Annotated in this window: 28 protein-coding genes; 18 read left to right on the forward strand and 10 right to left on the reverse strand. The window is 74.3% G+C overall.

The genetic code is table 11. The annotated features are described in order from the left end of the window. Positions 1-66: 66 nt before the first annotated feature. Both mshD and SJY07_RS18270 read right to left on the reverse strand, forming a co-directional pair. The gene (gene mshD, locus SJY07_RS18265; RefSeq protein WP_380161026.1) at positions 67-969 is read right to left on the reverse strand and encodes a mycothiol synthase; all 903 of its coding nucleotides are present in this window, start codon (positions 967-969) and stop codon (positions 67-69) included. A 5-nt stretch (positions 970-974) separates the two neighbouring features. Then, the gene (locus SJY07_RS18270; RefSeq protein ID WP_380161028.1) at positions 975-1,814 is read right to left on the reverse strand and encodes a winged-helix domain-containing protein; all 840 of its coding nucleotides are present in this window, start codon (positions 1,812-1,814) and stop codon (positions 975-977) included. Between the two features lie 167 nt (positions 1,815-1,981). Between SJY07_RS18270 and SJY07_RS18275 the strand changes: the two genes are divergently transcribed. The 5 genes from SJY07_RS18275 to SJY07_RS18295 all read left to right on the forward strand — a co-directional run bounded on the left by SJY07_RS18275 (position 1,982) and on the right by SJY07_RS18295 (position 5,974). Then, positions 1,982-2,773 (forward strand): hypothetical protein, encoded by a 792-nt coding sequence (locus SJY07_RS18275; protein WP_328292794.1) that lies wholly within the window; start codon positions 1,982-1,984, stop codon positions 2,771-2,773. Positions 2,774-3,177: 404 nt separating this feature from the next. Continuing rightward, positions 3,178-3,720, forward strand: a complete 543-nt coding sequence (locus SJY07_RS18280; RefSeq protein WP_380161031.1) for an FABP family protein — start codon at positions 3,178-3,180, stop codon at positions 3,718-3,720. A 27-nt stretch (positions 3,721-3,747) separates the two neighbouring features. After that, positions 3,748-4,170, forward strand: coding sequence for a Fur family transcriptional regulator (locus tag SJY07_RS18285; RefSeq protein ID WP_328292792.1), 423 nt, complete (start codon positions 3,748-3,750; stop codon positions 4,168-4,170). 10 nt (positions 4,171-4,180) lie between these two features. After that, a complete protein-coding gene (locus SJY07_RS18290) occupies positions 4,181-5,263 on the forward strand; it encodes a YgfZ/GcvT domain-containing protein (RefSeq protein WP_380161033.1) in 1,083 nt (360 codons plus the stop codon). A gap of 114 nt (positions 5,264-5,377) precedes the next feature. Further along, positions 5,378-5,974 carry an aerial mycelium formation protein gene (locus tag SJY07_RS18295; RefSeq protein WP_380161035.1) on the forward strand — a complete coding sequence of 199 codons (597 nt, stop codon included), beginning with the start codon at positions 5,378-5,380 and terminating at the stop codon, positions 5,972-5,974. Between the two features lie 12 nt (positions 5,975-5,986). On the opposite strand, the gene SJY07_RS18300 is transcribed toward SJY07_RS18295, so the two are convergent. Beyond that, positions 5,987-6,499 (reverse strand): MarR family winged helix-turn-helix transcriptional regulator, encoded by a 513-nt coding sequence (locus tag SJY07_RS18300; RefSeq protein WP_380161037.1) that lies wholly within the window; start codon positions 6,497-6,499, stop codon positions 5,987-5,989. A gap of 56 nt (positions 6,500-6,555) precedes the next feature. On the opposite strand from SJY07_RS18300, the gene SJY07_RS18305 reads away from it, so the two are divergent. Continuing rightward, positions 6,556-8,118 (forward strand): FUSC family protein, encoded by a 1,563-nt coding sequence (locus SJY07_RS18305; RefSeq protein ID WP_380161039.1) that lies wholly within the window; start codon positions 6,556-6,558, stop codon positions 8,116-8,118. 19 nt (positions 8,119-8,137) lie between these two features. Further along, positions 8,138-8,479 carry a DUF2516 family protein gene (locus tag SJY07_RS18310; protein WP_380161041.1) on the forward strand — a complete coding sequence of 114 codons (342 nt, stop codon included), beginning with the start codon at positions 8,138-8,140 and terminating at the stop codon, positions 8,477-8,479. Between the two features lie 3 nt (positions 8,480-8,482). On the opposite strand, the gene SJY07_RS18315 is transcribed toward SJY07_RS18310, so the two are convergent. Continuing rightward, entirely contained in the window at positions 8,483-8,815 is a 333-nt protein-coding gene (locus SJY07_RS18315; RefSeq protein ID WP_380161043.1) for a hypothetical protein, read from the reverse strand. A gap of 104 nt (positions 8,816-8,919) precedes the next feature. On the opposite strand from SJY07_RS18315, the gene dtd reads away from it, so the two are divergent. Continuing rightward, positions 8,920-9,345 (forward strand): D-aminoacyl-tRNA deacylase, encoded by a 426-nt coding sequence (dtd, locus tag SJY07_RS18320; protein WP_380161045.1) that lies wholly within the window; start codon positions 8,920-8,922, stop codon positions 9,343-9,345. Here dtd and SJY07_RS18325 read toward each other — a convergent pair. Together SJY07_RS18325 and SJY07_RS18330 are read right to left on the reverse strand one after the other, a co-directional pair. After that, the gene (locus SJY07_RS18325; protein ID WP_380161047.1) at positions 9,308-10,411 is read right to left on the reverse strand and encodes a LacI family DNA-binding transcriptional regulator; all 1,104 of its coding nucleotides are present in this window, start codon (positions 10,409-10,411) and stop codon (positions 9,308-9,310) included. The genes dtd and SJY07_RS18325 overlap by 38 nt on opposite strands. A gap of 21 nt (positions 10,412-10,432) precedes the next feature. Then, the gene (locus SJY07_RS18330) at positions 10,433-11,284 is read right to left on the reverse strand and encodes a class I SAM-dependent methyltransferase (protein ID WP_380161049.1); all 852 of its coding nucleotides are present in this window, start codon (positions 11,282-11,284) and stop codon (positions 10,433-10,435) included. 33 nt (positions 11,285-11,317) lie between these two features. Between SJY07_RS18330 and mshA the strand changes: the two genes are divergently transcribed. Genes mshA through SJY07_RS18345 form a run of 3 tightly spaced genes read left to right on the forward strand, consistent with a single transcriptional unit; the run spans position 11,318 to position 14,586 of the window. Continuing rightward, on the forward strand, positions 11,318-12,622 hold the full coding sequence (gene mshA, locus SJY07_RS18335) for a D-inositol-3-phosphate glycosyltransferase (protein WP_380161051.1): 1,305 nt from the start codon (positions 11,318-11,320) through the stop codon (positions 12,620-12,622). Between the two features lie 9 nt (positions 12,623-12,631). Further along, positions 12,632-13,384, forward strand: a complete 753-nt coding sequence (locus tag SJY07_RS18340; RefSeq protein ID WP_380161052.1) for a phosphoglyceromutase — start codon at positions 12,632-12,634, stop codon at positions 13,382-13,384. Between the two features lie 8 nt (positions 13,385-13,392). Further along, positions 13,393-14,586, forward strand: coding sequence for a glycosyltransferase (locus tag SJY07_RS18345; RefSeq protein ID WP_380161054.1), 1,194 nt, complete (start codon positions 13,393-13,395; stop codon positions 14,584-14,586). On the opposite strand, the gene SJY07_RS18350 is transcribed toward SJY07_RS18345, so the two are convergent. Next, complete coding sequence (locus tag SJY07_RS18350; protein ID WP_380161056.1) at positions 14,583-15,278, reverse strand: hypothetical protein; 696 nt, start codon at positions 15,276-15,278, stop codon at positions 14,583-14,585. The genes SJY07_RS18345 and SJY07_RS18350 overlap by 4 nt on opposite strands. A gap of 74 nt (positions 15,279-15,352) precedes the next feature. Next, positions 15,353-16,018: a phosphate signaling complex protein PhoU gene (gene phoU / locus SJY07_RS18355; RefSeq protein WP_328292778.1), complete on the reverse strand. Its 666-nt coding sequence runs from the start codon at positions 16,016-16,018 to the stop codon at positions 15,353-15,355. Positions 16,019-16,208: 190 nt separating this feature from the next. Here phoU and SJY07_RS18360 point away from each other — a divergent pair, with 190 nt between their 5' ends. Further along, positions 16,209-17,522 carry an ATP-binding protein gene (locus SJY07_RS18360; protein WP_328292777.1) on the forward strand — a complete coding sequence of 438 codons (1,314 nt, stop codon included), beginning with the start codon at positions 16,209-16,211 and terminating at the stop codon, positions 17,520-17,522. Continuing rightward, complete coding sequence (locus SJY07_RS18365) at positions 17,519-18,199, forward strand: response regulator transcription factor (RefSeq protein ID WP_328292776.1); 681 nt, start codon at positions 17,519-17,521, stop codon at positions 18,197-18,199. Before SJY07_RS18360 ends, SJY07_RS18365 begins: the two co-directional genes overlap by 4 nt. 61 nt (positions 18,200-18,260) lie before the next feature. Here the strand turns inward: SJY07_RS18365 and SJY07_RS18370 are convergent, their stop codons facing one another. Next, entirely contained in the window at positions 18,261-18,926 is a 666-nt protein-coding gene (locus tag SJY07_RS18370) for a hypothetical protein (RefSeq protein WP_380161058.1), read from the reverse strand. Between the two features lie 310 nt (positions 18,927-19,236). Between SJY07_RS18370 and SJY07_RS18375 the strand changes: the two genes are divergently transcribed. The 3 genes from SJY07_RS18375 to ispF are packed head-to-tail and all read left to right on the forward strand — an operon-like array spanning position 19,237 to position 20,872. After that, positions 19,237-19,719: a CarD family transcriptional regulator gene (locus SJY07_RS18375; protein ID WP_012084764.1), complete on the forward strand. Its 483-nt coding sequence runs from the start codon at positions 19,237-19,239 to the stop codon at positions 19,717-19,719. Beyond that, positions 19,716-20,396 (forward strand): 2-C-methyl-D-erythritol 4-phosphate cytidylyltransferase, encoded by a 681-nt coding sequence (ispD, locus tag SJY07_RS18380; protein ID WP_380162402.1) that lies wholly within the window; start codon positions 19,716-19,718, stop codon positions 20,394-20,396. The genes SJY07_RS18375 and ispD overlap by 4 nt, the downstream gene beginning before the upstream one ends. Further along, entirely contained in the window at positions 20,393-20,872 is a 480-nt protein-coding gene (ispF, locus tag SJY07_RS18385) for a 2-C-methyl-D-erythritol 2,4-cyclodiphosphate synthase (protein WP_380161059.1), read from the forward strand. The genes ispD and ispF overlap by 4 nt, the downstream gene beginning before the upstream one ends. Before the next feature lie 91 nt (positions 20,873-20,963). On the opposite strand, the gene SJY07_RS18390 is transcribed toward ispF, so the two are convergent. After that, the gene (locus tag SJY07_RS18390) at positions 20,964-22,292 is read right to left on the reverse strand and encodes an amidohydrolase family protein (protein ID WP_380161061.1); all 1,329 of its coding nucleotides are present in this window, start codon (positions 22,290-22,292) and stop codon (positions 20,964-20,966) included. A gap of 113 nt (positions 22,293-22,405) precedes the next feature. Between SJY07_RS18390 and SJY07_RS18395 the strand changes: the two genes are divergently transcribed. After that, positions 22,406-23,398, forward strand: a complete 993-nt coding sequence (locus SJY07_RS18395; RefSeq protein WP_380161063.1) for an isopenicillin N synthase family dioxygenase — start codon at positions 22,406-22,408, stop codon at positions 23,396-23,398. Next, a complete protein-coding gene (locus SJY07_RS18400; RefSeq protein ID WP_380161065.1) occupies positions 23,395-24,045 on the forward strand; it encodes a GntR family transcriptional regulator in 651 nt (216 codons plus the stop codon). The genes SJY07_RS18395 and SJY07_RS18400 overlap by 4 nt, the downstream gene beginning before the upstream one ends. Positions 24,046-24,050: the final 5 nt, after the last annotated feature.

Here is a 24,050-nt window from a genome sequence, read left to right on the forward strand (position 1 = left end):
GCGTCGGTGCCCACCGGTGTGGCCGGCGGCGGGGAGGTGGCGCTCAGCCCAACAGCGGGTGAACGCTCACGCGCGGGGGGAGGCGTACTGCACGTCGATCGAGGCGCGCAGGAAGCCGAGACCGGTGTAGAGCCGGACGGCGGGGACGTTGTCCCCGTCGACGTAGAGGTCGACGGTCCGCGCGCGGCCGGCGACCGCGGCGAGACCCCGGACGAGCAGCGCCTTGCCCAGTCCGGCCCCGGCGCGACCCGGCGCGACCCCGAGGACGTAGAGCTCGGCGAGGTCGTCCTCGACCTTCATCCAGCAGAACGCCGCCAGGCCCCCCGGGGTGTCGGCCAGCAGCAGCAGCGAGGCGTCGAACCACGGTTCGGCGAGCCGGGAGCGCAGGTCCTCGACGCTCCAGCGGCCCTGCTCGGGGTGGGTGGCGAAGGCCTCGGCGTTGAGCGCGACCCAGGCCTCGTCGTCGGCGCCGGGGACGAATGCGCGCACGCTCACGTCGGTGGGCAGGGCGGGGACGGGCAGCTCGGCCAACCCGGCGACCGGCCGTTCCAGCCGCAGCAGTTCCCGGACGCGCGACCAGCCGGTCCGCGCGGCGAGCGCCGCCGCACCCGGGGTGTCGCCGTGCGACCAGAGCCGGACGTCGGCCCCGGCGGCGCGGGCGCTCACCTCCCGCAGCAGGGCCGCGCCGTGACCCCGGCGCCGGTGCGCCGGGTCGACGAGGAGTTCGCCCTCGAGGCCCGACCCCGCGCCGACGAGCTGGGCGTAGCCGACGAGGGCGCCGTCGGCGTGCCGCAGGAGGTGGCGCACGGAACCGTCCTCGGCCCGCAGGCGCAGGACGGCGTCCTCGGACAGCGACGTCGCGTCGTCCGCCTGCGAGGCCGCGACGCCCAGGGCGAGGACGGCCTGCCGGTCGTGTTCGGGCAGGGCGGACGTGGTGGTGCCGGTCGTGCCGCTGGGTGGGGTGCTCACGGTGCTCAGCGGCGCGGGAAGCCGGTGCGGGGCAGTTCGGCACTCGGTCCGGCCGGCGCTGCCGGCGCGTCGAGGTCGGCCTCGGGGCGCGGGGCGGCGGGGAGGTCCCCGTCCAGGTCCTCGGCGATCTCGTCCTCGAGCCCGAGGTCGTCGTCGAGGCCACGACCGGAGGAGACGAAGCGGTAGCCGACGTTGCGGACCGTGCCGATCGCGTTCTCGTGCTCCGCGCCGAGCTTGGCGCGCAGGCGCCGGACGTGGACGTCGACGGTGCGGGTGCCGCCGAAGTAGTCGTAGCCCCACACCTCCTGCAGCAGCTGGGCGCGGGTGAAGACGCGTCCCGGGTGCTGCGCGAGGTGCTTGAGGAGTTCGAACTCCTTGTAGGTCAGGTCGAGCTGGCGGCCGCGGACGCGGGCGGAGTAGGCGGCCTCGTCGATGACGACGTCCCCGGCGCGGATCTCGTTCGGGGTGCCGCCCTCGGGGTCCTCGGCCGGTCGTCGCACGCGGCCCGCGGCGAGGCGCAGGCGGGCGTCCAGCTCCGCGGGGCCGCAGGTGTCGAGCAGGATGTCGTCGGCACCCCAGTCGGCGGCGACCGCGGCCATCCCGCCTTCGGTGACGACGAGCAGCAACGGCTGCGAGAGACCGGTCGTGCGCAGGAGACGGCACAGGGAGCGGGCGGCGGCGAGTTCGCGACGGCCGTCGACGAGCACGGCGTCGGAGGTCGGTTCGTCGACGAGGACGGAGGCTTCCGCCGGCAGGACCCGGACGCTGTGCGGCAGCAGTCCGAGGGCGGGGAGGACCTCCGTCGAAGGGGCGAGCGCGTTGGTCAGCACGAGGATCTGGGCCACTCGGCGTCCTGCCCTCCGTCTCCAGTCAGGAACCGCGGGTAGCGCGTCGCCGCACGGGCGGGCGCATCCCACGAGGTGTGCAGGATAACGGGGCGAAGCCTACGCGTGTCGCCGAAGCGACGGAGAGCGCCCCCGCCGCGGTGGTGCGCCTCTGCGAGGATCACCCGGTGAGTTCCTCGGCGACCGCGACGACCACCCTCGCTCTGGCGGGTCTGGTGGGTCTCGCCTCCTTCGGGCCGACGTGGGTCCTGGGGCTCGCCGTGCTGTTCGTGGGCGCGTTCGTCGCGGTCGGCTGGCCGGACCTGCTGGACCTGCCGACGCGGCGCGGGAGCACCGCCGTCGTGGTGGTCGCGGCGCTCGCCGCGGTGGTCGTGGCCGCCGTCGCCGCCCTCGACGCGCGGGACCTGGGCACGCAGGTCGCGGGGGTCCTCGGGCAGCTGCCCGTGGTGGCCGCGCTGGCGCTGCTGCTGGCCTTCGTGCACCAGCTGCTGCGCCGCGACGGGCGTCCGCGGCTCGTGGAGTCGGTCACCGCGGTGGTGGCCGGGCAGGCCGTCGTCGTGCTCGCCGCGGCGTGGGTGGCCGTCCCCACGACCTACGCCGGCGCCCAGCTCGCCCCCGTCGTCCTCGCGGCCGTCGTCGCCACCAGCGCGGTGTCGGCCACCACGTGGCCGCTGCGCGTCGTCGGGCCGGTGAACCTGCTGGTGGGTGCCGCGACCGGCTACCTCGCCGGTGCGGTGACGGTCCTGCTGGGCGGTCGCGGGGTCGTGAGCGAGCTCCGCTGGGCCGTCGCCGGGATCGTCGCCGGCCTCGGGGTCGGCCTGCTCGTCTCGGCCTGGCGCGCCCTCACCGCCCGCCTCCCCGGCGTCCACTCCCTCCCCGCCGCCCTCGCCGTCGCCGCCGTCCCCGTCGCCGCCTCCGGCGCCGCCGCCTACCTCGTCGGCCGCCTCGTCCTGCTCTGACCGGCCGGCCCCGCTGAGGACCACTGCCGCGTCCAGCCCACCCGCACCCTCGTCTGACGAGTCGTCGACGCGGGGAGTCACGCACGAGGTGACGCTGAAGGGTGCTGGTGGGGTGGGGTCGCCGGATGTCCGGAGTGAGCGCCGACGCGGTCCCCGGGCGTGGTGCGGTCACTCGCGCGAACGGAGTATCCGGCGACCCCACCTCAGCGGCACCCGGCCCGCGACCCAGCCCGAGAGCGTGACCCCCCACACGTCGAAGGCCCGGCTGCGCAGGGCGCGGGTAGGCTCGACCCGTGCATGGTCTCGAAGTCTTCTTCCTCGTCCTGCTGATCGTCGTCTCGATCGTGATCATGTGGTTCGCCGGGTACGTGGTGTACCGCCTCTTCCAGGGTCAGCGCTGACCCGTGGTCCTCCCCCTGCGCACCGACACCCCGCTCGCCCTCGTCCCGCTCTCCTGGCTGCTCGGCCGCTGGGAGGGGGCCGGTGTCCTCGGCCACCCGGCCGTCGGTGACGCCGACACCCGCTTCGGGCAGGTCGTCGAGTTCGGCCACGACGGTCGCGACTTCCTGACCTACTCCTCGACGACGTGGGCCCTGGACGAGGAGGGGAACACCACCGAACCCCTCGACGTGGAGACGGGCTACTGGCGCCCGCAGGCCGTCGACCTGGACAGCCCCGCGCCGGCCGAGGGGCCGCGTCCCGTGGAGCTCGAGGTGCTGCTCGCGCACCCGACGGGTGTGGTCGAGGTGCTCGTCGGCACCGCCCGCGGTCCGCGCATCGACCTCTCCACCGACGTGGTGGCCCGCACGACGACGGCGCACGAGTACACCGCGGCGAGGCGCATGTACGGGATGGTCGAGGGTGACCTGCTGTGGGCGCTGGACGTCACGCTCGAGGGGCACCCGATGCGCAGCTACGCCTCGGCCCGGCTCAAGCGCGTCTCCTGAGCCGGACGGGTCCCCGGTGAGCCACGGGTGAGCGCCGACCTGGGGTCCGCGCTGCACGCTCGCGGGCTGCGGCTCACCCCACAGCGCCGTCGGGTCCTGGACGCCGTCCGGGCCCTGGGGCACGCGGGGGCCGACGACGTCGCGGAACACCTGGCCCGCGAACCGGGTTCGTCACCGGTGGACCCGTCGACCGTCTACCGGGCGCTCGCGGTCCTCGAGGAGGTCGGGCTGCTGGCCCGCACCCAGCTGGACCGCAGGGGTCCCTCGTTCCACGCCGTGGAGCACGGTGGCCACCTGCACCTGGTCTGCGAGGGGTGTGGGCAGGTGAGTGAGGCTCCCTCGGTGCTCGCCGCGTCCCTGGCCGCGGACATCCTGTCCCACAACGACTTCGCCGTCGACACCGGGCACCTGGCCCTTCGCGGGCGGTGCGCCGCGTGTCGCGAGCAGTAGGAGGAACCCCGTGAGCGCAGCCACGCAGGCGCGCAGGTCGCCGCTGTTGGACACCCCCGGGGCGGTCGCCGCGGAGGGGCCCGACGCCGGTGTCGCCTGGCACTACGGCGACCCGCACGGCGAGCAGCGGGCCCTGGTGCGCGGGGAGGCCGTGGCCGACCTCTCCCACCGCGGGGTCCTGCGGTTGTCCGGGCCGGACCGGTTGAGCTGGCTGCACTCCATCACCACCCAGGCGCTGACGGGGTTGGCCCCGGGGGTCTCGACGGAGACGCTCGTCCTGAGCCCGCAGGGCCGCATCGAGCACTCGCTGCACCTCGTCGACGACGGTGAGGCCCTCTGGATCACCGTCGAGCCGGGTCAGGTCGACGCGCTGCGGACGTGGCTGGAGCGGATGCGCTTCATGCTGCGGGTCGAGATCGCCGACGTCAGCGCGGACGTCGCCGTGCTCGGCGAGCCGAGCCGGGACGCGGACTCCCCGCTCGGCACGGTGTGGGTCGACCCGTGGCCGGGTGCGACCCCCGCGAACGAGGGCGGCAGCGCGGACACGGCGAGCTACTCCGCGGTCTCCACGCTCGAGCACCCCGGCGCCGAGCGTCCCTGGCGCGAGGTCCTCGTGCCGCGGGCGGACCTGCTCGCCGCGGTCGGGGGTCGACGGCTCGCCGGGACCTGGGCGAGCGAGGCGTTGCGCGTGGAGGCGTGGCGTCCGCGGTTGGGCCTGGACACCGACGAGCGCTCCCTCCCGCACGAGCTGGACTGGTTGCGCACGGCGGTCCACCTGCACAAGGGCTGCTACCGCGGGCAGGAGACCGTCGCGAAGGTCCACAACCTGGGCCGGCCGCCGCGCCGGTTGGCCCTGCTGCACCTGGACGGTTCCTCCCACGACCTGCCCGCCCACGGCGACGACGTGGTGCTGGGGGAGAAGAGGGTCGGGGTCGTCACGACGGCCGCCCGTCACCACGAGCTGGGGCCGGTGGCGCTGGCGGTGCTGAAGCGTTCGCTGCCCGTCGACGCCGAGCTGTTCGCCGTGGCCGGGTCCGCGAAGGGGGAGAGCCGTCCGCTGGCCGCGGCCCAGGAGGTCGTCGTCGCGCCCTGAGGCGCCTTCCCCTCCCGCTCCCGCGGCCGGTGGGTCATACTCGGGTTCAGCACGCTCTGTGGTGCAGGTGTTGCGCAGGGTGTTGAAGCGGTTCCGATCGAGGGGGAGACGGTCATGACGGGGGACAACGTCAGCGGGTACCAGGCGGGGGGCCGACGGGCTCTGGACCGGGTGCTCGCGCCCGATTTCCTCGAGGACCTGCAGGGGATGGACCTGCCGACGCTGCGCGAACACCGCACCGTCGCGGAGCAGGAGGAGGCCGACCTCTCCTACGCGCGACGTCTGCTGCAGGGGCGCCTGGACCTGCTCGGGGCCGAGGAGGCCCGCCGGGTCGGTGCCGACGGCGCCCCCGCCGCGGTCACCCGCGTCCGCACCGACGCCGAACTCGTCGCCTCGTTGACCGACGTGCTGGCCGACCCGCGGCGCACCGACCACGGCATGGGCCGCTACACCTCCGTCGAGCCGAGCCGGGTGGGGGAGCACCGTCGTCGCGCGGAGCTCGCCGTCGCCGACCCGACGATGTCGAACCTCACCGCCATGGACGACGACCAGCTCGCCGCGGCGCGCGGGCGGCTCGAGGACCTCGAGCAGGAACTGTCGGCCGACCGCCACCGCGTGCAGGTCGCCATGGACGCGTGCACCGAGGAGATCACCCGCCGCTACCGCGACGGCGTGGTCACCATCGACGACGCCCTGCGCGCGACGCGCTGAACGAGTCGCCTCTCAGAAGCCGTTGCTGCGCAACAGGACGCGCAGACCGGAGGCGAGGTCGCGCTGCCGGTCCTCGTCGAGGTCGGCGGCGAAGCGGTGCTCGGCGGCGAGGACCTGCGGCAGCAGGCGGTCGATGAGCTCGGCCCCCGTGGGGGTCAGGGACAGCCGGGTCACCCGGCCGTCGCGTTCGTCCGGGGTCCGTTGCAGGTAGCCGACGCCCGTCAGGTGGTCGAGACGCTTGGTCGTCGCCGCCCCCGAGGACAGGGTCGCGGCGGCGATGCCGGTGGGGGTCAGCGGGACGCGGCCGCGGCGCACGGCGCTCAGCACGTCGAACTCGGGGCGGGTCAGGCCCTCGGCCCGCACGGTCGGTTCGGTGGCGCGGGCCAGGGCCGCCGCGACCATGCGCAGCCGTCCGGAGACGTCCATCGGGGTGGTGTCGAGGTCGGGGTGGACCCGGGCCCACTCCTGTCGGGCCACATCGATGGCGTCGATGGCGTCGGTCGGCTCGTCCCGGCGGGTGCTCACGGGGACAGCCTAGTCTCAACTGCTTCGCGAGTGAAACACCTGCTAACGTCTTCCGGGTGCTCCTCCGACACCTCGGCTCCTCCGTCCACGGGTGGCAGCGGATCGCCCCCGGACCGCACCCGTGGTGGGCCGCCGGTGTGGCGACCGCGGCCCTGGGCGTCCCGCTCGCCGCCACCCTCGCCGCCGGGCAGCCCCTGCTCGCCGCGCCCGCCACCTTCGGGGCCCTCGCCAACCTCTACGGCCGCACCGAGCCCTACGCCCGCCGCTGGCGGACCCAGGCCTGGACCGGTCTCGGGCTGACGGGGGCCGTGCTCCTCGGCGGTGCCGCCGCCGCCCTGCCGCTCACGGGCTGGCTCGACGTCCTCGTCCCCGCCCTGGCCGTCGCGGTCGTCGCCGTGGTCGCCAAGTTCGTCACCGACGCCGTGCGCACCGGCCCGCCCGGCGGGCTCATCCCCGTCTTCGCCGCCGGCACCCTCACCGTCGAACCGCTGGGCTTCCCCGACCTGCCGCTGGTCGCCGTCGTCACCCTGACCTGCGCGGCGCTCGCGGTCGCCCTGAGCTGCGCGGCCGGGGTGCTGCGCCCGGACGGCCCGGAACGCAACGCCGTGGCCCGGGCGCTGCGCTCGGTGCTGGTGGCCCTCGCCGACCCGCGGCTGCGACCGCGCGCCTCCGCGGACCTGCACGCCGCCTGGGGCGTGCTCTCGCTCAGCGCCCTCGGCTGCGCGGGTCGGCACGGGGGCTGGCTCGCCCACGCCGAGCGGGCGCTCGACGCGGGCGCCGACCCCCGTCCGCTCTCGTCCGCCCTGAGCGCGCTGGAGGCTCGGGGGAGCCTCCCGGCGGCGCCGCTGACCCGGGGCGTCCGGGCGGAGCTGCTGGGTCGGGAGAGCGCCCTGCCCCGCTGGCGGGCCGTCCGGGCGCTGCGCACCGACCGCGTGCTGGTCGTCCCCGCGCTGCGCGTCGGGATCGCCTGCACCGCGGCCGTCGTCGTGGCCTCGGCCCTCGGCCTCGGGCACACCTACTGGGCCGCCGTGGGCGCGGCCGCGGCCCTGCAGTCGCAGTCGAGCCGGAACACCGCCCAGCGCGCCCTGCAACGCTCGGCCGGGACGCTTCTCGGGGTCGGCGTGGCCGCCGTCCTCGTCCCGCTCGCCACCGACGACGTCCGGCTCTGGCTGCTCACCGTCGTCTGCATGTTCGGCGTCGAGTTCTGCATGCCCCGCAACTACGCCCTCGGCTCGGTCTCCATCACGGCCCTCTCGCTGCTGCTGACCCGGCTGGGGACGAGCGGGACGGGGGTCTCGACGCTCATCGCGGACCGGGTCGCCGACACCGGCGTCGGTGTCCTCCTGGGGGTCCTGGTCGCCGTCCTGGTGCGCAACCGGCACGCCGGCGCGGCGCTCGAGGACGCCGCCGGGGCGCTCCACCGCTCCAGCGCCGGGCACGACCCGCAGGCCCTGCGCCGTGACCTGCTCGGCCTGCGGGAGGCGCGGACGCGGCTCTGCGAGGACGACTGGCGCCTCCCCGGACCGCGCGCGGCCCTCGACGAGGCCGAGGAGGTCGGCTACCGCCGGTTGGGGGACCTCCTGCGGCGCTCCGGTGAAGGCCGGAACCTCTCGGCGTGATCACACGTAGAGTTCCAGTGTGGAGACGCTGAACACCCTGCAGAACGGCGTGCTGCTGATCCTCGGGATCGCGGCCTTCGCCCTCGAGGTCTGGGCGCTGGTCGACGTGCTGCGCCGGCCGGCGGGCGCGTTCGTCGCCGCGGGCAAGCGGACGAAGACCTTCTGGACGGTGATCGTGGTCGTCGCCGCCGCGGTCGGGTTCGTCTCGATCTTCTCGGTCCTCGGCATCTTCGGGGTCATCGCCGTCGTCGGTGCCGCGGTCTACCTCGCCGACGTCCGTCCCGCCGTGCGCCAGTACGGCGGCGGTCCGCGGGGCGGCGGCCGGGGCGGGCGCAACCAGGGGCCCTACGGCCCCTGGTGACCTTCAGCGCGCCGCGACGACCGCGCCGTCGGCGTCGCGGCGGCGGCGGGTGGAGCGGCGCACCAGCCGGTAGGCGCAGCGCAGCAGCGTGATCCCCGCGACGAGCAGCGCGGCCACCGAGAGGAGGTCCGCCTCGGTGAAACCCCGGTCCGCGGTCCAGGTGTGCAGGACCCGCCCCTCGACGGGGGTGTTGACCCGGCTCCAGATCGCGGCCAGCAGGCCCAGCACGAGCGCGACGTCGACCCGCGGGCGGATCAGGGCCCCCAGGGCGCAGACCCCCACCGCCAGCAGGGTCACGGGGATGACCACGGGGCCGTCGATGAGGGTCTGGAGCACCCGCCGATCGTAAGCTCGCAACCTTCACGTCGGGTGAGGTTCAGCCCGGGTCCACCGGATCGTCACCATCCGTCCACCCGGACGGAGCAACCGAGGAGCAACCCGTGCGGGCAGTCGTCCAGCGCGTCACCCGCGCCAGTGTCACCATCGACGGCGAGGTCGTCGGCGCCCTCGACCGCCCCGGCCTGCTCGTCCTGCTCGGCGTGACCCACGACGACGGACCGGCCCAGGTCGAGCTCGTCGCGCGCAAGGTCGCGCAGCTGCGCATCCTGCGCGGTGAGCAGGCCGCCGCGGACGTCGGCGCCCCGGTGCTCCTCGTCAGCCAGTTCACCCTCTACGCCGACACCCGCAAGGGCCGCCGTCCCACCTGGAACGCCGCGGCTCCGGGACCGGTCGCCGAGCCCCTCGTCGACGCCGTCGCGCAGGCCCTGCGGGGGCACGGGCTGCAGGTCGAGACCGGCCGGTTCGGCGCCGACATGGCGGTCGAACTCGTCAACGACGGGCCGACGACGATCCTCCTGGAGGCGTGAGACCCGTTTCCCCGGAGCCCTGGGAACTGGCGCGCACCACGAGCCGCCGGGGTTCACCGACCGTCGCCGTCGACGGGTGGCCGCCCAGGACGTCCAGCAGCAACCGCGCGGTCCGGGCCCCGTCGGCCACGACGTCGCGCTGCAACGACGTGATCGCCGGGCTCGCGAGCCGGCACAGCATCGAGTCCTCACCGGCGACGACGGCGAGGTCCTCCGGGATCCGCAGGCCCAGCGCGCGCCGCTCGGCGACGACGGCCGCGGCCATGACGTCGTTGTCGTAGACCACCGCCGTCGGCGGGACCGCGCGCGCCAGCAGTTCCCGGGTGCGCGTCAACCCGCCGTGGGAGGTGTAGTCCGAGACCACGACCGGTTGCGGCGCACCGAGGACGGCCGTCGTCACCTCGTCCCAGACGACGTCGCGACGGCGGGTGTGCAGGAACTCCCGCGGCCCGCTGACCCGGGCGACGTCGCGGTGGCCCTGCTCGGCCAGGTGGGCGACCACCGCGGAGAACGACTCGCGTTCGGCCTCCAGCGTCAACGCGAGGTGCCCGCCCGCCGGCAACCGGTCGTCGATGCCGCCGCGGAACGCGCAGGGGATCCCGAGGGCGGTGACCAGCGCGAGGCGGGGGTCGTCGACGAGCAGGTCCGTGAGGATCACCCCGTCCACCCGGCGTTCGGCCCACCAGTCGCGCAGCACCTCCACGGCCGTCGCGGCGTCCGGGACGACGCTCAGCAGCAGCGAGAACCCCTCCCGGGCCAGGACGCTCTCGATCCCCGCGAGCAGTCGCATGTAGTACGGCTCCTCCTCGAAGAGCCGCACGTCGCGCGCGATGGCCAGACCGATGGCCCCCGCCCTCGCGTTGGAGAGCGACCGCGCCGCGGCGCTGGGACGCCAGCCGAGCCGGCCGGCCGCGGCCCGGATGCGTTCCCGGGTCTGCTCCGAGACCCCCGGCAGGTCGTTGAGGGCGTAGGAGACCGAGGCCTTGGAGACGCCCGCGAGCCGGGCGATGTCGTTGATCGTGGGGCGGGCGGGGATCCCCGCGGGCGGCTCCACCGGTCCCGTCACGACGGCATCCTCCCCGACGTCTCACCCACGCGGCACGACGCACTCCCACGCCACGCTCAGCTCGCCCAGGCGCCAGCGCGCGACGGAGTCGAGGACCGGCCAGTCCCGCGCCAGGTCGCGGCACGTCGCGATCCAGCGCTGACGCACCCCGAACGTCCCCGCCGGCGCCGCCCGGGCCCACGCCGCGTCCGCCGCCCGCAGCAGGTCGTGGACCCCCTCACCCGCGACGTTGCGGTGGATGAGCACCTTCGGCAGGCGCTCGGCGACCACCGAGGGCTGCGGAAGACCCGCCAGGCGCACCGAGATCGTCAGCGACACCGGACCGGCGTCGCGGTCCAGGGCCACCCAGCAGGCCCGCCGCCCCAGTTCATCACAGGTCCCGTCGACGGCGAGACCGCCCGGCGCCAACCGCGAGCGCATCAGGTCCCAGGTGGCCAGGACCTCCGCGGTCTCGTACTGCCGCAACACGTTGAAGGCCCGCACCAGCACCGGTGCACCACCCCCGGGGACGCCGAGCTCGAAGCCGCCGACCGCGAACTCGGGCGCCCCGGCGACCCCTGCGGTCCCCGCCCGCGCGAACTCGACGCGTTCGGGGGATATCTCCAGGCCCACCACCCGCACGTCGGGGCGGACCCGGCGCAACCAGCGCTGCAGGTCGGTCACGGTGACCGGCGACGCCCCGTACCCGAGGTCCACGACCAAGGGCGTCCGGGCCCGGCGCAACCGCCCGTCCTGGGTCTGCGCGAGCCAGCGCTCCACGCGGCGCAGCCGGTCCGGACCGGTGGTCCCGCGCGTCACCGCACCGACGGGGGAGCCGGTGGGGTGCACCCCGGAGGCGTCCACGCGGACGCGGGAGGCAGACTGCCGGGGCACGTCGGAAGACTATTTCAGCCGGGAGGACCACGGGTGCGTGCCACGTCGCAGGTCCAGCGGGTCGCCCTCGTGTCCGTGCACACCTCCCCGCTCGCCCAGCCCGGCACCGGTGACGCGGGGGGCATGAACGTCTACGTCGTCGAGGTCGCCCGCCAGCTCGCCCGGCGCGGGATCGAGGTCGACGTCTTCACCCGTCGCACCTCCTCCGACCAGCCGCCCGTCGTCGAACTGGCCGACGGCCTGCGCTGCCGCCACGTCGACGCCGGACCCTACGAAGGGCTCGACAAGGCCGACCTCCCCGGCCAGCTCTGCGCCTTCACCGCCGGGATGCTGCACGCCGAGGCCCGCCACGCCGAGCACCACTACGACCTCGTGCACTCCCACTACTGGCTCTCCGGCCAGGTCGGCTGGCTCACCGCCGACCGCTGGGACGTCCCGCTGGTCCACTCCATGCACACCATGGCCAAGGTCAAGAACGCCGCGCTCGCCGAGGGGGACACCCCCGAACCGGCCGGCCGGGTCATCGGCGAGCAGCAGGTCGTCGACGCCGCCGACCGCCTCGTCGCCAACACCGACGCCGAACGCCAGGACCTGCTCGACCTCTACGGCGCCGACCCCGCGAAGGTCGTCGTCGTCCCGCCGGGGGTCGACCTCACGACGTTCACGGCGCAGCCCGGCCGCGCTGCCGCGCGTCGTCGCCTCGGGCTGCCCGAGGACGCCGAGGTGCTGCTCTTCGTCGGCCGCATCCAGCCCTTGAAGGCCCCGGACCTGCTCGTGCGGGCGAGCGCCGAGCTGCTGCGCGAACAGCCCTGGCGGCGCTCGCGGCTGAAGGTCGTCGTCCTGGGTGGCCCGAGCGGTTCGGGGACGGCGCACCCCGACTCCCTCGCCGAACTCGTGCGCTCCCTCGGGCTGGAGGACGTCGTCCGCCTCGCCGCGCCGGTGCCCCCGGGGGAACTGGCCGACCACTACCGGGCCGCCGACGTCGTCACGGTGCCGTCCTACAACGAGTCCTTCGGCCTGGTCGCCCTGGAGGCCCAGGCCTGCGCGACCCCCGTCGTCGCCGCGGCCGTCGGCGGGCTGCGCACGGCGGTGCGCGACGACCGCGGCGAGGACGAGGGCCGGGGCACGGGGCTCCTCGTCCCCGACCACGACCCGCGCACGTGGGCCCACGCCCTGCGGACGCTGCTGGAGGACCCGGCCCGACGCACGGCCATGGGCGAACGGGCCGCGCGCCGGGCCCAGGGGTTCGGCTGGGGCGCCACCGCGGAGGCGACGCTCGAGGTGTACCGGCGGGCCGCGCAGGAGAGGGCGCTCGAACGGGCCCGCGGCGCTCGGTAGGCTCGTCCCATGACTGAAGCGGCGCACACCCTCGTCCTCCTGCGGCACGGCGAGAGCGAGTGGAACGCCCTGAACCTCTTCACCGGCTGGGTCGACGTGGCCCTCTCGGAGAAGGGGCGGGCCGAGGCCGCCGCGGGCGGGCGGATGCTCGTCGAGAACGACGTCCTGCCCGACGTCGTGCACACCTCGCTGCTGCGCCGGGCCATCACCACGGCGTTCCTCGCCCTCGACGCGGCCGACCGGCACTGGATCGAGACGAAGCGTTCCTGGCGCCTCAACGAGCGCCACTACGGTGCGCTGCAGGGCAAGGACAAGAAGCAGACGCTGGCCGAGTTCGGCGAGGAGCAGTTCATGCTCTGGCGCCGGTCCTACGACACCCCGCCGCCCGCCATCGAGGCCGGCTCGGAGTTCTCCCAGGACGCCGACCCGCGCTACGCCGACCTCGGCGCCGACGCGCCGCTCACCGAGTGCCTGGCCGACGTCGTCGCGCGGATGCTGCCCTACTGGAGCGAGCAGGTCGTCCCGGACCTGCAGGCCGGCAAGACCGTCCTGCTCGCGGCCCACGGCAACTCGCTGCGCGCGCTCGTGAAGCACCTCGACGGCATCTCCGACGCCGACATCGCCGGGCTGAACATCCCCACCGGCATCCCGCTGGTCTACCGCCTCGACGCGGACCTGAAGCCGCTCGTCCCGGGCGGGGAGTACCTCGACCCGGCCGCCGCCGCCGCGGCCGTCGCCGCGGTCGCGAACCAGGGTCGCTGAGCCGCCCGGTGACGGAGACCTCGCCGACCTCGCCGACCTCGGGGGCCGCGCCGGCCTCGGGGACCCCGGGGCCCGGTCCGCGGGTCCTGCTGATCGAGGGTGCGCTGCGGGATAACGGCGGCCTCCGGGTCTCCCTCGACCTGGCCCGTCGCTGGCAGGCGATGGGGGCCCGCGTCCGGTTCCTGGTCCTCGAGAACGTCGAGCCGGACGGGCCCATGCTCCAGCCCGATCCCGCGCTCGACACCCGCTGGGGCAGTGCGCAGGTGCGCCGCTTCCGCAGCGCGTTCCCGCGGATCGTCGCCACCACGGTGCGCCACGCCCGCCGGGCCGACGTCGTCGTGTCCGGCAGCGAGGTCGGCTACGGCCTGCTGATCGGTTGGGCCGCAGCGAAGATCGCCGGGAAGCCGTTCGTCGTGCTGGTGCAGAGCTCGCTGCCGCGCGCGGTGGCGGCCTGGACCCCGGCGCGGCTGCGCCCCCTGCTGACGTCGGTGCACCAACGGGTCGACGCGGCGATCTGCGTCTCGCCGGGCCTCGTCGACGACGTCGTGGAGGTCGGGTTGCCGGCCGAGCGCATCCACGTCGCCGACATCGGCATCGACGTGGCCGCCACCCGGCAGGCCGCGCTCGACCAGGGTGGCCCTCGTCGTCCGACGTCGGGCCGCACCCGGTTCGTCGCCGCGGGCCGGCTCGCGCAGCAGAAGGGTTTCGACGTCCTGCTCGAGGCGGTCGCCCGGGTCGTCGCCGCGGGGGACGACGTCGAGCTGGAGATCGTCGGCGCGGGGGAGCTCGACGCCGACCTGAAGGCGCAGGCCGAGCTGCTCGGTCTCGGGGACCGGGTGGAGTTCCCCGGTCACGTCGGGGACCTCCAGGCCCGTCTCGCCGGCGCCGACGCGTTCGTCCTGTCCTCGCGCTACGAGGGCAACGGGAGCCTGGTCCTGCTCGAGGCCCTGGCCCACGGCCGTCCGGTGATCGCCACCGACTGCCCCACGGGACCCCGCTACGTCCTGCGGGACGGGGAACTCGGCGACCTGGTGCCGACCGAGGACGTGACCGCCCTCGCCGATGCGCTGTCGGCCTTCGTCCGTGACCCGGAGCCGTTGCTTCGCAAGGCTTCCGGTGCAGTGAACCGGGCGTGGGACTTCGACCAGGACGCCGCGGCGCTGGAGGTCGCGACCATCCTCGCCGGACTCGTCCGGCGCTAGCCGCTCGTGGAACTCGCAGAACTCGTCGGGCTCGCGGGTCCCGAGGGACTCGGCGAGCTCGACGGGTTCGACGGGTTCGACGGGTTGGCGTTCGAGCCGCCCGAGCAGGCGGCCTCGACGGCGGCCTGCAACCGTTCCTGGGCGGACACGACCTGGGCGGCCGAGTTCGCGTCGGGGCTCACCGCCAGGGTCGCGTCGTCGAGGCGGTCCATGGCCGCGGCCAGGTCCTCCGCCGATCCGCTGCCCGCGGTGAGGTCACCCGCCTGGGTGGCGAGCCGCTGGTAGTAGTCCAGGACGAGCTGGGCGTCCTGCGACTCCTCCGGCGGGGAGGCCGCCAGGACGGCGGCGTAGTAGCCCGGTCCCTCGGTCGTCGTGACCAGGGTGAGCACGGACTGCGCCTGGGAGTCGCCGCGGCGGATGCCCAGTCGGCTCAGCTCGGCCGCGTAGGCGTCGTCGAGGGTCTTCTGGGCCGCGTCGACGGAGGCGCAGTCGAAGGTCGGGCCGCTGCTGGTGGGGCTCCCGGTCACGGCGCTGGAGGGGGACGTCGTCGTCTCGGTCGGGCTACGCGTGGTGGTGGTGGGGGCCGGATCGGGACTGTCGGACCCGCCGCACCCGGCCAGGACCGCGCCGCTGGAGAGGACACCGCAGACCAGCCCCAGCAGGGACCGCCGTGCGCCCCGCCGCGTGATCACGGCATGGACGCTACACCCCGGTGGAGTGGTGGGCGCGTCCGAGCCCGCCGCGGCGTCGCGGCGGGCTGGGACGGTCAGACCGTCTGCGGCGCAACGTCCTCCTCGCGCGTGCCGGTCACCATGAACAGGACCGACTTGGCCACGGAGACGGCGTGGTCGGCGAAGCGCTCGTAGTAGCGGCTGCACAGCGTGAGGTCGACGGCCACCTCGGTGGGGTGGTCCCAGGTGCGGGAGAGCAACTGCTCGAAGACCTGGCGGTGCAGGCGGTCCATCTCGTCGTCGTCGACCTCCATCTGGGCGGCCATGGCGACGTCTCGGGTGGCGATGACGCTGCCGGCCTTCGCGACGATCCGTTCGGCGACCTGACCCATCTCGAGGACGGTGGCCCGCAGTTCCGGCGGGACGACGGGCTCGGGGTGACGCAGCCGAGCCAGCTTGGCGACGTGGCGGGCGAGGTCGCCCATCCGCTCGAGGCTGGAGCTCATCCGCAGTGCGGTGACGACGACGCGCAGGTCGGTCGCGACGGGGGACTGGCGGGCGAGGACGTCGACGGCCCGCTCCTCGAGGTCGCGCTGGAGCTGGTCGATGCGCTTGTCGGCGGAGATCACCGTCTCGGCGAGTTCGCGGTCGGCGTCGAGCAGGGCGCTGGTCGCGCGGGTCATGGCTGATTCGGCGAGCTGGGTCATCTCGACGAGCGTCTCGACGAGACCTGCCAGCTCGTCGTGGTACACGTTGCGCACGGCAAGGTCCTCCGGGGTTTCGTGACGGCCGGTCGTCCCGTGCTCTGGAGACGCCTCGGTCAATGGTGACCCGGGCAGGCTCGCAGGGCCCGGTGAACGAGCGGCTCCCCGTGGGTGAACATCTGCGTGGCCGGCCGCGTCCGGGCGTCGACGGCTCGGGGTGGTCCCCCGGTCACCGTAGGCTTGCGGGGTGCTGGGCGATGTCTCCGTGTCGATCGCCGCGGTGGTCGGTGTGCTGACCGGCGCGGCCGGGGTGCTGGCCTTCCGCGTCTCCGAACGCCTCCAGCACCCGCCCGTGCCCCCCGCCCCGCCGGCGAGCGGGCTGCCCCCGGGGGTCAGCGACGTCCTGATGGCGCTGCGTTCCTCCGCCGTGGTCCTCTCCGCCGACGACCAGGTGGTGAAGGCCAGTGCCGCCTCCTACGCCACGGGTGTCGTGAGCGGCAACGAGCTCACCGACGCGCAGTTGCGCGACATGGTGCGCAACTGCCGACGGGACGGCCGGGTCCGCGAGGTCGAGACGGACCTGGGTGCGGGGCTGGGCCGCCCGCCCGCGGTCGTGCTGGCCCGGGTCACGCCGTTGGGTCCGCACCACGTCCTCCTGCTGCTCGAGGACCGGACGGAGTCGCGGCGCATCGAGGCCGTGCGGCGGGACTTCGTCGCCAACGTCAGCCACGAGCTGAAGACCCCGGTGGGTGCGTTGATGTTGTTGTCGGAGGCCGTCGAGGACGCCGCCGACGACCCGGACGCCGTCCGGCACTTCTCCCGCCGGATGCGCCGCGAGGCCAAGCGCCTGACGGCCCTGGTGCAGGAGATCATCGACCTCTCGCGCCTGCAGGCCGCCGAGAACGTGGTGCAGCCGGAGGTCATGGACGTCGACGGTCTCGTCGCCGAGGCCGTGGACCGGGTGGGCACCCTGGCCCAGGGGCGCGGGTCGGAGGTCGTCGTCGCCGGTGTCCGCGGACTGCAGCTGCGGGGTGACCGCGAACTGCTCGTCACGGCGCTGCGCAACCTCGTGCACAACGCCCTGGCGTACTCCCCGGAACGCAGCCGGGTGGTCGTCGAGGTGCGCAGGGGTTCTGGCGGGATCGCCGGGAAGCTCGCGGGACAGCAGCTCTCGACGGTGGACATCGCGGTCTCCGACCGCGGGGTCGGGATCAGCGCCGCCGACCTCGACCGCATCTTCGAACGGTTCTACCGCGTCGACCCCGCGCGTTCGCGCTCGACGGGCGGCACCGGACTCGGGTTGTCGATCGTCAAGCACGTGGCCGGCAACCACGGTGGTGAGGTCAAGGTCTGGAGCGCCGAGGGGGAGGGGTCGACCTTCACGCTGCGACTGCCGGGCCCGCCGCCGACGGAGACGGCCGACGCCGGCCCCACGTCCACGACGGCCGGCGCCGTCGGGGACGCCGCCCCGCACGCCCCGAAGGCCCACCCGCAACCGCACCCGCAGCAACACACGGCGCAGAACCCCTCGCCGCACTCGCAACTGGAGGTCCGACCGTGACGCGCATCCTGGTGGTGGAGGACGAGGAGTCCTTCTCCGACCCGCTGTCCTACCTGCTGCGGCGGGAGGGCTACGACGTGGCCGTCACCGAGAACGGCAACGACGCGCTCGAGGAGTTCGACAAGGCCGGTGCCGACCTCGTGCTGCTCGACCTCATGCTGCCCGGCCTGCCCGGGACCGAGGTCTGCCGCCAGCTGCGGACGCGCTCCAGCGTCCCGGTCATCATGCTGACCGCGAAGGACTCCGAGATCGACAAGGTGGTCGGCCTGGAGATCGGTGCCGACGACTACGTCACCAAGCCGTACTCCTCCCGCGAGCTGCTGGCCCGGGTGCGCGCCGTGCTGCGTCGTGGCGCCGAACCCGAGGACCTCGTGCAGACGACGGTCGAGGCCGGTGGCGTCCGGATGGACGTCGACCGCCACGTCGTGACCGTGCGGGGCGAGCGGGTCCCGTTGCCGCTCAAGGAGTTCGAGCTGCTGGAGCTGCTGCTGCGCAACGCCGGGCGGGTCCTGACGCGGGTGCAGCTCATCGACCGCGTCTGGGGTTCGGACTACGTGGGGGACACCAAGACCCTCGACGTCCACGTGAAGCGGCTGCGGGCCAAGATCGAACCGGACCCCGCGAACCCCCGGCACCTGGTGACGGTGCGCGGGCTGGGCTACAAGTTCGAGGGCTGAGCCCGGACGCGCGAGAGGGGGTGGCCCACCGGGCCACCCCCTCTCCTGCGTGACGCGGAGGTCAGCCCTCGGCGGCCGACGGCTCCTCGCCCACGGCCGGGCCGCAGGTGACGGACGGGGACGGCGTCGCCGAGGCGCTCGCGGTGTCCGTCGGGGTGTCGGCGGCTGCGGTCGGCGTGATCACCGCGTACTCGAAGCACGGGAGCACGACCGGCGCCTGGACGGCCTGCGCCTGCCCGTCCACGCGGAAGGTGACGGGGACGGTCTCGCCCGGGGTGACGGGGACCTGCGGGACCTGGACCCAGCCGACCTGGGACTGCGTGCCCGAGTCGTCGTCGGTCGCGGCGGCGTCGTCCGCGACGGCGGAGGGGTCACCCAGGTGCAGGGACGAACCGGGCGCGAGGAAGAACGACTGCGCCGCGGGTGCGCCGGCGTCGACGTCGACCGACACCGAGACGGTGGCGGGGTCCGGACCGGGGTTCACCAGCACGACGGACAGCACGCCCGGCTCGTCGACCCCGGAGGAGACGACGAGGGTGTTGCGGACGGTCACACCGCCCACGGTCGTGCCCGTCCCGTCGCTGGGCTCGTACGGCTTGAGCACCGTGGCGGGCGAGAAGACCGCACAGCCGGCCACACCCATCGTGGCGGCGAGGGTCACGACCGCGAAGGCGGAGCGCTGGGCCACGGGGCGGCGCGAGGAGGTTCGGCGCAGGCGGAGCTTCACGCGTTCAGACTACCGGCAGTCGTAGCCGTGTTCGCAGCGGAGCGGGGCGTCGCGCCCGATGACGGGGTGCGATCCGGTCACGTGCCGATCACGCTCCCGTCACGACGTGGGGCCCGCGGCGGACGTGCCGAGAGTGTCTCGACGATCACCCTGGGCGAGGGGTGATCCGGTGCGCGAAGCATGCGATGCGGGGTCTGTCAAGCCCCCGACCGCCGACCGTGAGCCTCTGACCTGCACAAACGCTCCGATCGAGACTGTCCACAACCCGATCGCCGTGGTAATCTGGAACCAGGGAAAGGGGTCAATTTCTATGGCTTTCACGGTCGGCGAAACGGTTGTCTACCCCCACCACGGGGCGGCACTGATCGAAGAGATCAAGACCCGGACCATCAAGGGCGAGGACAAGCTCTACCTCGTACTGAAGGTGGCCCAGGGCGATCTCACCATCGAAGTTCCTGCGGACAACGTCGACCTCGTCGGCGTTCGTGACGTCGTGGGTCGCGAGGGGCTGGACCGGGTGTTCTCGGTCCTGCGCACGCCGTACGCGGAGGAACCGACCAACTGGTCCCGCCGCTACAAGGCGAACCTCGAGAAGCTCGCGTCCGGTGATGTGGTCAAGGTGGCGGAGGTCGTACGCGACCTCTGGCGACGTGACCAGGACCGCGGTCTCTCCGCCGGGGAGAAGCGCATGCTGGCGAAGGCGCGGCAGATCCTGGTCTCCGAACTCGCGTTGGCGGAGAACACCAACGAGGACAAGGCCGAGTCGCTGCTCGACGAGGTCCTGGCCTCCTGAGATCCGCGCTCGTCGTCCCGGCCGCAGGCCGGGGCGACCGCCTCGGGGCCTCGCGTCCCAAGGCTCTCGTTCCACTGGCGGGTGAACCGCTGCTCGTGCACGCGGTGCGGCGCGCTGCGGCCTCCGGCGTCATCGACGTCGTGGTCGCAGTCGCGCCCGCCGCCGCGTGCGACGAGGTCATGTCCTTGCTCGCCCCCCTGCACGGCGACGTCATCGTCGTCGCCGGCGGGGCCGAGCGGCAGGACTCGGTCCGGCTGGGCCTCGAAGCGCTCGCCGAGGACGTCGACGTCGTCCTCGTCCACGACGCGGCCCGCTGCCTCACCCCTCCCCACGTCTTCACGGCCGTCGTCGAGGCCGTGCGCGCCGGCGCGCCCGCGGTGATCCCGGTGCTCCCGGTGTCGGACACGATCAAACGGGTCGCGGGCCACCTCGTGGTCGAGACCGTCGACCGCAGCGAGCTCGTCGCCGTGCAGACCCCGCAGGGTTTCGCGGCCGGCCCCCTGCGCGCTGCGCACGCCGCCGCGCTCCCCGGTGCCGCCGCGACCGACGACGCCGGGATGCTCGAATCCCTGGGTCATCCTGTGCGGACGGTGCCCGGCCACGAGCACGCGTTCAAGGTCACCCGCCCGGTCGACCTCGTCCTCGCCCACGCGCTGCTGGCCCAGGAGGCCCCGTGACCACCCTGCCCCGCGTCGGGACCGGCGTCGACGTGCACCGGCTGGTCGCCGGTCGTCCGTGCTGGATCGCCGGTGTGCTGTGGGAGGGCGAGGAGTTCGGCCCGGAGGGTCACTCCGACGGGGACGTCGCCGCGCACGCCTGCTGCGACGCGTTGTTCGCGGCTGCCGGTCTCGGCGACCTCGGCGCCCACTTCGGGACCGCCCGTCCCGAGTTCGCCGGTGCCTCCGGGGCACGGTTGCTGGCGGAGGCCGCCCGCCTCGTGCGGGCGGCCGGTTTCGAGATCGGCAACGTCTCGGTCCAGGTGATCGGCAACCGGCCGAAGATCGGCCGTCGCCGCCCCGAGGCCGAGGCCGCGCTCGGCACCGCCTGCGGCGCGCCCGTCTCCGTCGCCGGGACGACGACGGACGCCCTCGGCCTGACCGGGCGGGGCGAGGGCATCGCGGCGATCGCCACCGCCCTCGTCGCCCTGCGCTGACCGGCCCTGCGCTGACCGGCCTGGGCTGACCGGCCTGGGCTGACCGGCCCGCGCTGACCGGCCCGCGCTGACCGGCCCGCGCTGACCGGTCTCACACCAGCAGCGCCGCGACGAGCTCCTCCTCGTCGATGCGGGTGCTGCGACCGTCGGAGACCACGACCTCCCCGTCCACCAGGACGGTGTCGACGATCCGCGGGGTTCCCGTGGTGAGCAGACCGGCCCCCGGGTCCAGGACGGGCAGGCACCCGAAGTCGCGGTCGAAGCGCACCAGGGTGAGGTCCGCCGGGGTGCCCACGGTGACGCCCCCGCCGGGCCGCTGCGCCAGGCCCAGCACCGAGGAGGCCCCGTCGACCGCGAGGGCGACCACGTCGGCGAAGCCCAGCAGGTCCGCGCGGCGGTGGGTGGCCCGCTGCAGGTAGGCGACGGTGCGCATCGTCTCCAGCATGTCCTGCCGGTCGTTGGAGGCCGCACCGTCGACGCCCAACCCCACCGCGACACCGGCGGCGAGCAGGTCGGGGACGGGGGCGACCCCGGAACCCAGCCGCATGTTCGAGACCGGGTTGTGCGAGACCGCGCACCTCGCCGCCGCCAGCGCCGCGACGTCGCTGGCGGTGAGGGCGACGCCGTGCACGGCGAGGAGCCGGTCGCTGAGGAACCCGGCGTCCGAGAGGTACTGCAGCGCACCGACTCCGGCGTGCTCGCGGCACATGTCCTCGTCGGTGCTCGTCTCCAGCAGGTGGATCGAGATCCGCAGGTCGCGCTCGAGCGCGAAGGCGTGGACCGTGCGCAGACCCTCCGGGGTGAGGCTGCGCGGGTTCGGCACCGCGAGGGCAGGGGTGACCCGCGTCCCCCGGGTGGCGCCCGCCAACCGCTCCACGTGGTCGAGGGCGGTGTCCAGGGGCTGCATGAGCCGGGGGTCGAAACCCCACCTCCGGGTGGGGTCGGGGCGGTCGGCGACACCGCGGCCGAGCAGCGCGCGCACCCCGACGTCCTCCAGGGCCTGCAGCACGGCCGCGTGGACCTCCTCCGAGGGGTGCGGCCACATGTGCTCGACCAGGGTGGTGGACCCGCTGCGCAGACCGTCGAGGGCGCCGGCGACGGCGGCGAGGTAGGCCGACTCGGGGGTGACGGCGGCCATGTGCTGCCCGACGGCCAGCAGCCAGGACAGCAACGGCTGCCCCTCGCCGACCCCGCGACACGTCGCCTGCTGCAGGTGGGTGTGGGTGTTGACGAACCCCGGGAGCAGGTGGGCGCCGGTGCCGTCGAGACCCTCGGTGCCGTTCTCGTGCGGGCGGATCGCCACGACCGCTCCGTCGCGCAGGAGTACGTCCAGGTGCTCCCGCCAGGTCCCGCCGTCCCAGACGGTGACGTCGGTGACGGCGGTGGGGAACGTGCGGGGGGCGTTCGTCGTGAGGTTCACCCCCGAACTCTGACCGAGGAGCGTGGCCCGCGGAAGACCCCGGGATCACATGCAACACGATGTTCACACGGCGGCTATTGCGTCGGATTGCATGCAGCCGACACGGTGGGGTCATGACCGCGCCCCAGCAGATGACCGAGCTCGACCGCGAGTCCCGCATGGGCGACCTCGGGACGGAACGCGACCGGGCCATCCCGCAGATCGACCTCTCCGACTTCGAGGCCCGCCGCAGCGAGATCACCGAGCAGCTGTGGTCCGCGGCGACCGAGGTCGGCTTCTTCCAGATCGTGAACCACGGCATCGAGGCGGCCGCCGTCGACCGGGCGTTCGCGATGGCGAAGGCGTTCTTCGACCTCCCCGTCGAGGTGAAGCAGCAGTACCCCCTCGACCGGCCCAGGAACTCCGGCTGGGAGTCGGGGACCCAGATCCGTCCTTCGGTGGGGACCCCGGACCGCAAGGAGTCCTACCAGATCACCCGTCCGCACATGGGCCCGCTCTTCCCCTCCGACGCGGAACTCCCGGAGTTCCGCGAGTTCATGCTCGGGTTCGAGACGCGGTGCTGGGAACTCGCGATGCGGGTGCTGTCCTGCTTCGCGGAGAAGCTCGGCTTCGCGCGCGAGTTCTTCACCGGCGCCCACGACCCCTCCGCCGACACCTACCAGTCGACCCTGCGGATCCTGCACTACCCGGAACTCCCCGGCGACGTCGCCGTGGAACCCGGGGTCTGGCGGGCCGGAGCGCACACCGACTTCGACTGCCTCACGTTGCTGTTCCAACGCACCGGTCAGGGCGGACTGCAGGTCTGCCCGGGCCGGGACCTCGACGCGCCGGAGTGGACGTCGGTCGTGCCCTCCGACGAGGCCATCACCTGCAACATCGGGGACATGCTGATGCGGTGGAGCGACGACCAGTTGCGGTCCACCTTCCACCGCGTGCGGATGCCCGGGGCGGGGGAGTACACCGGAGCGCGCTACAGCATGCCGTTCTTCGCCCAGGCCAACCGCGAGGTCCTCATCGAGACCCCCGGTGGCAGCTACCCGCCGATCACCGCCGCCGACTACATCGCCGAGCGGATCCGCGCGAACTACGGCACCCCCGCGGCGTGAGCGGCGAACTGCTGGGCGACACCGTCCACACCGCGCTGCTCGCCCGCATCCTCGACGGTCGCCTGGGCCCCGGGACGTCGTTGAGCGTTCCCGCGCTCGCGGCGGAACTCGGCGTGAGCCGGAGTCCCGTGCGCGACTCGGTGCAACGGCTGGTCGCCGAGGGGATCGCGGTGTCCACCCCGCACGCCGGCGCGAGGGTCGCGACGGTGACGGCCGAGGACCTGTCCGAGGTGTTCCGCGTCCGCGAGGTCCTCGACGGCCTCGCCGCGGCGGAGGCGACGGAGCGCGTGGACCGGGAGGGGCTGACCCGGCTCGCGGAACTCGTCGACGCCGAGGAGGCCGCGTTGGCCGAGACCCCGGAACCCGCGCGTGACGCCGGGCTGGACCTGGAGTTCCACGCGGCGATGCGGGAACTGTCCGGCAACGCGACCCTGGCCGACACCCTGCGCCGCCTCGAGGTCCGTGCCCACCTGTCCGGAGCCGGGCTGTGGGCCGAGCAGCGGCACCGCGAACTCGCCGTCGACGAGCACCGTCGCATCCTCGCCGCGGTGGAGGCCGGCGACGTGGCGGCGGCCCGCCTCGCCGCGAGTGCCCACGTCGCCGCGATCGGCGTGCGCCTCCGCCGCGCCCAGCTCACCCTCGCCTGACCAAC

It is taken from the genome of Kineococcus sp. R86509 (assembly GCF_042466365.1).
In the GTDB taxonomy this organism is placed as follows: Bacteria; Actinomycetota; Actinomycetes; order Actinomycetales; family Kineococcaceae; genus Kineococcus.